This window comes from Succinimonas amylolytica DSM 2873 (assembly GCF_000378405.1).
Taxonomy (GTDB): Bacteria; Pseudomonadota; Gammaproteobacteria; order Enterobacterales; family Succinivibrionaceae; genus Succinimonas; species Succinimonas amylolytica.
This window is the reverse complement of the sequence record NZ_KB899644.1, coordinates 1-5,135: the sequence shown is the minus strand read 5'-3', so window position 1 is coordinate 5,135 and position 5,135 is coordinate 1. Positions and strand designations below refer to the sequence as shown.

Annotated in this window: 6 protein-coding genes; all 6 read left to right on the top strand. The window is 47.2% G+C overall.

The genetic code is table 11. The features are described 5' to 3' along the window. Positions 1-186, top strand: a 186-nt coding sequence (locus tag F557_RS23150) for a hypothetical protein (protein ID WP_211209606.1), incomplete at its 5' end; no start/stop codon positions are given. Next, positions 99-1,340 (top strand): recombinase family protein, encoded by a 1,242-nt coding sequence (locus F557_RS20745; protein ID WP_342664080.1) that lies wholly within the window; start codon positions 99-101, stop codon positions 1,338-1,340. The genes F557_RS23150 and F557_RS20745, both read left to right, overlap by 88 nt. Continuing rightward, positions 1,337-1,792: a recombinase family protein gene (locus tag F557_RS0117735; protein WP_019003548.1), complete on the top strand. Its 456-nt coding sequence runs from the start codon at positions 1,337-1,339 to the stop codon at positions 1,790-1,792. The genes F557_RS20745 and F557_RS0117735 overlap by 4 nt, the downstream gene beginning before the upstream one ends. Further along, the gene (locus F557_RS0117730; RefSeq protein WP_019003547.1) at positions 1,779-3,356 is read left to right on the top strand and encodes a recombinase family protein; all 1,578 of its coding nucleotides are present in this window, start codon (positions 1,779-1,781) and stop codon (positions 3,354-3,356) included. The genes F557_RS0117735 and F557_RS0117730 overlap by 14 nt, the downstream gene beginning before the upstream one ends. A gap of 178 nt (positions 3,357-3,534) precedes the next feature. Next, the gene (locus F557_RS0117725; RefSeq protein WP_019003546.1) at positions 3,535-3,816 is read left to right on the top strand and encodes a type II toxin-antitoxin system RelB/DinJ family antitoxin; all 282 of its coding nucleotides are present in this window, start codon (positions 3,535-3,537) and stop codon (positions 3,814-3,816) included. Beyond that, complete coding sequence (locus F557_RS0117720; protein ID WP_019003545.1) at positions 3,813-4,097, top strand: type II toxin-antitoxin system YafQ family toxin; 285 nt, start codon at positions 3,813-3,815, stop codon at positions 4,095-4,097. The genes F557_RS0117725 and F557_RS0117720 overlap by 4 nt, the downstream gene beginning before the upstream one ends. Positions 4,098-5,135: the final 1,038 nt, after the last annotated feature.

The following is a 5,135-nucleotide window of genomic DNA, read 5'->3' as shown; positions in this document are numbered from 1 at the left end:
ATAATCTCCACTGATGGATGGTACGACGTGGAATGGCTGAAGAATCCGGACGGCACATATAAGGCAAAGCTGGTTGGCTGTCTGGTTCATCTTCGACGATACAATATGAACAGCTGGAAAGTCTTGAAACACAGAGATCACATTACGATGAGTACATCAGAGCACATAAGGACTGGGAGCTGGTGAACGTCTACTACGATGAAGGCATCTCCGGCACCAGAGCCGACACACGACCGGGACTACAGAGGCTGATGGCGGACTGCCGCCTGCGCCGGATAGACATGGTGCTTACCAAGTCAATAAGCCGTTTTGCCAGAAACACCGCCGACTGTCTTGCCCTGGTGCGTGAGCTTATATCGCTTAACATTCCCATCCATTTTGAGAAAGAAGGCATCGACACCTCTGCCATGGAGAGCGAACTGCTGCTATCGGTGATGAGTTCTCTTGCAGAGAGCGAATCGAGATCAATTTCAGAGAACACCAAATGGAGCTTCGGGAAACAGTTCCGTAACGGCACTTTCAAGGTACGCACACCGCCCTACGGCTACAGACGGGTAGACGGAGATCTTCAGATTGACCCCGAAGAGGCGCAGATTGTGAAACGCATATTCCGTGAAGCAGTGTCAGGCAAAGGTGCAAGTGTCATAGCGTCCGGTCTTAACCGTGACGGCATTATGTCAAGACAGCGCAAAGGCTGGGTTCACAGTACCATTTTCCGCATTCTCCGGAACGAGGTTTATACCGGGGATGCCCTCTACCAGAAGACCTTCACGGATGATGAGTACCGACGGCACTGGAACACAAAAGGCGAACATGCACAGTTCCTGGCAACGGAGCATCATGATGCCATTATCTCCCGGGAGGATGACATAGAGTTCGCCTTCTGCGTCATGATGAACAAGCTCATCTTTGCCGGAAAACAACTTCTGCGCCCCTACCTTGATGAGTTCAAAAAGAATTCCTCCGATGCGGAGCTGAAGCGGATTGCCAAACTGGAAAAAGAGCTAGAGAAGAATACCGAAAAGACCTACTCCGTCCGAAGGCTTATGGCAGGCAACTACATACCGCCCGACATCTGCAATCGGGAGCTTAATACCCTGAAGGCACATGCGTCAAAACTCAAGGCGGAGATTGCCGCTCTTGAAAAAAGCGCCGAAGGTTCCGGCTCTGTCATTTCCGCAATAAGGGAACTTATCGCCTTTACCGGGGAAAACCGCATGCTGACAGAATTTGACGGAGAGCTGTTCAAAAGGTTTGTTAACCGAATAACCGTTATGGACAGGAACCACATCAGCTTTGAGCTTAAATGCGGACTTGCCTTGCAGGAGAAACTGGAATGACAAGACAAATACCCATTGGCTACCGGATTGAAAACGGCAAGGCTGTCATTGACGAAAATGAGGCTGAACTTATCCGCAGTGTGTTCAGATATTACCTTGAGGGCATGTCTCTTAATGGCATTTCAGAAAAGACCGGCATCGGCAATTCCCACGGCGGCATTAGCGCAATTCTGACAAAACGGTGTTATCTCGGAGACAGATTCTACCCCGCTATCGTAGATGCCGAAACCTTCAGCAGAGCCACAGAGGAAAAGGAGCGCCGGGCGAAAAAACTCAACCGCTTAAATCTGTTTAAGCCCCGTCCCCATAGAGCCGTTCCCGCAGAGTTCTTTTTTACGAATGATGTTGACGGAACTGCAACTGAAGAAGACACCCCGGCTCGCAGAGCGGAACGGCTCTACGGCAGAATACAGATCAAGAATATTAAGGAGAACACTCATGGCCAGCGTTAAGATTATCCCGGCAAAGCCTCATGCGGGCAAAACCGGCTCATCCGTCAGGGATAAACCGCGACTCAGGGTTGCCGCCTACTGCCGCGTATCCACTGATACCGAAGAACAGGCCTCCAGCTACGAAACCCAGGTGGAACACTACACCGAATACATCAGCAAAAATCCGGAATGGGCGCTGGCGGGCATCTACGCCGATGACGGCATTTCCGGCACCAATACCAAAAACCGTCCCGAGTTCAACCGCATGATGGACGACTGCGGAGCCGGCAGAATCGACATGATTATCACCAAGTCCATCAGCCGTTTTGCCAGAAACACCCTGGACTGCCTCAAGCACATAAGAGCACTCAAGGCACAGAACATCCCGGTCTACTTCGAGAAGGAATCAATCAACACACTTGATGCCAAGGGCGAGGTACTCCTGACCATAATGGCCTCTCTGGCACAGCAGGAATCCCAGTCTCTATCCCAGAACGTAAAGCTGGGGCTTCAGTACCGCTACCAGCAGGGAAAGGTGCAGGTTAACCACAGCCGTTTTCTGGGCTACACCAAGGATGCGGAAGGAAATCTCATCATTGATCCGGAACAGGCTGAAATCGTAAGACGCATCTACCGGGAATACCTGGAGGGCTACAGCATGGACAGAATCAAGGCCGGACTTGAGCGTGACGGCATTCCCACCGGAAGCGGCTCAAAAATCTGGTACACCAGCACCATCAATAAAATTCTCCGTAATGAAAAGTACATCGGTGACGCCCTGCTCCAGAAAACCTATACCACTGACTTTCTCAACAAGACCAGAGTCAAGAACAACGGCATCATGCCTCAGTATTATGTGGAGGGTAACCATGAGGCCATTATTCCGAAGCACCTTTTTCTCAAGGTGCAGGATGAACTGGTGCGCCGGATCACCTGCGTAACTGCGAACGGAAGGAAATGCGGCTTCAGCAGTCATCACGCCTTTTCCCAGATTGTATTCTGCTGCGAATGCGGAGAGAACTTCCGCAGAACCCAATGGAACAACCGCGGAAAGAAATCCGTGGTATGGCGCTGTCTGACTCGGCTTTATCCGAAAAAGACCAAACTCACCTGCCATGCCAGAACAGTAAAAGAGGACGAGCTCAAGACGGCATGCCTCTCTGCCTTTAACGGATTCTGGAAGGAGCGGGATGGTTTTCAGGAACAGATGGAGCGTAACATCGAAAGACTGCTTGCGGAAAACAATCCCGGCGAAGAGGAAAGGCTCCGCAAAAAAGAAGAGTCACTGCAGCAGGAGCTCATAAACCTGGCTGAATCTAGGAAGAATTACAGCCATGTGGTTTCAGAGCTTCAGAAGGTACGGGAACAGCGGGCTGAGCTGGACAACTGCCGGAACCGCCGTAATGAAACCGTAAGCCGCATCAGAGAACTCAGAGAATTCATAAGAAGTCAGAGCTCGGAGCTCACGGAGTTTGATGAGACTCTGGTTAGGCACTGGATCAGGAAAATAACCGTGCATCCCGATTGGCTGACCATCGAATTCAAGACCGGTGACATTGTAGAGGTTGGCAAAGAGCAGGAGTAGTTTTCGATCATCAAAGAGATCTTTTCATATGGCTCGTCTTCATGATGAGCCTTTCTTTTTCCTGAGCTATCGAACCTTCTTTGATTGTGAAATATACTGCAAATTCACTACAAAATAATTGCAATTCACATACAACATACATACAATTTACTTAGAAACCACAAAAAAGGAGATTACCATGACTTCATCAACAGTGAATTACAGTTTTAGGGTTGACCGCGAAATCAAACGCCAGTGCGAAGCGATGTACAATGAACTCGGTATAAATTTGGCAACCGCCTTCAATGTTTTTATGCGTCAATCTCTGAGAGCAGGAGGCTTCCCATTTAATGTCCGACTTGAGGAACCAAACAGGGAAACAATAATGGCCATGATTGAGGCAGAAAACATAGCCAAAGATCCTGACGCAAAGCGCTACTCTGACGTTGAAGAAGCTTTGAAGGACTTAAAGGAAGAATGAGTAAATACGATGTTGCATGGACCGGTCAATTTAAAAAAGACTACAAATTAGCCAGGAAAAGAAATCTGAAAATAGAACTTCTTGATGAGATAATTCGAAAGCTGTCCAGAGGCGAAGCTCTTCCACAAGAAAATAGAGATCATGCGTTGTCAGGAAACTGGTCAGGATATCGTGAATGTCATGTTCAACCAGACTGGCTTCTAATCTACCGCATTGAAGAAGGTCTGCTGATACTGACTCTTACCAGAACTGGCACACACAGTGACCTGTTTGGCAAGTAAGCCTATATTCAATAACATAGGGCTCGTCTTCATGATGAGTCTTTTTCTTTTTCCTAGCTATCGAAACTTCCTTGACTTACCGCTGTTCTGCCCTTCATCCCGCTCAAAAAAACAGCCGATTTTGACATATCAACCGAAGTCACAACCCCAAAGTTGTGTTGGGAACACGTCATAATCACCACAGCCTTAATTGTCTTAACCTCGAGTGTTCGGATTGCACATCGGTAAATTTTGATTACATTTTAGCCAAAAGTGTCTCTGTTGATATGTTCCCCTATACGTGTATGTTGTAACGGGATACAGACATAAGGTCTTTTAAACACCCTGTAAATTTCTCGCAAAGCCTTATAAATCAAGGGGTTGCAAAGGGTGTTACTTTCGTGACATGAGCACTACCGTCTCGACGTGCAACGACCAGTGCATAGCGGTGTCTGATCATCTACTATGGTTTATACAACAGGTGTAAAAGAACATATCCACACCATGGATAATAACAGTTATAGGAAACATATTATCTTTTGTCTTCAAAACTCTCCTTTTCATATTGCAATTAATTTGAAAGCAAAGCAATAATGCAAGGCAGTATTAGAGACACACAAAAAAAAAGCCGGAACTAAGTCCGGCAACCATAATCTATCCCTGAACTTCTACCCCCACCCCGGATTTGAACTCCACAGTAAAGTGATCATCATGGACAGTGTGTCGATGCTCTCTGAGTCTGTCCCTTTTTTGCTTGCTAGGTTTGTCCGGCACTAACTTTCATTCTGCTCAGTGATTTTGACCCTCCAGATCATTTCGTTACACCTGTAAATTACGGGTTACAGGTGTAACAGATTTTTTACACCAGATACAGTAATCCTAAATCTGGAGTGATTACACCGGAATAAAGAATGAGATAAATAGATATTGCTAAGTTACCAGAGAGGAAGAAGCAAATTTGCTTTTCCGAAACGTGAGAAGTATTTTTAGGAAGATCTATTGATTTTGGGGGAAGCCGTAGGATATGTCTTCCCAATGTTCATCGAAGTAGCTTTCAGG